We start from the raw sequence: 261 nt of genomic DNA, 5'->3' as shown, positions 1-261 counted from the left end.
GGAGTGGACGAACCTCTGGTGTTCGGGTTGTCACGCCAGTGGCACTGCCCGGTAGCTAAGTTCGGAATCGATAACCGCTGAAAGCATCTAAGCGGGAAGCGAGCCTCGAGATGAGTCATCCCTAGGTCCTAGAGACCTCTAAAGGGCCGTCCGAGACCAGGACGTTGATAGGCAGGGTGTGGAAGCGCTGTGAGGCGTGCAGCTAACCTGTACTAATGACCCGTGCGGCTTAACCATACAACACCCAAGAAGTGTGAGACC

The 261-nt window shown here is 56.3% G+C and carries 1 rRNA gene; it reads left to right on the top strand.

Annotated features, from left to right (window positions below):
* Positions 1 to 237: ribosomal RNA gene (locus DA373_RS16180) — 23S ribosomal RNA — on the top strand; the annotation flags it as partial.
* Positions 238 to 261: the final 24 nt, after the last annotated feature.

This window comes from Oceanimonas marisflavi (genome assembly GCF_003049725.1).
GTDB lineage: Bacteria > Pseudomonadota > Gammaproteobacteria > Enterobacterales > Aeromonadaceae > Oceanimonas > Oceanimonas marisflavi.
Note: the sequence above shows the minus strand (reverse complement) of the source record. Positions and strands in the feature narration are given on the sequence as shown.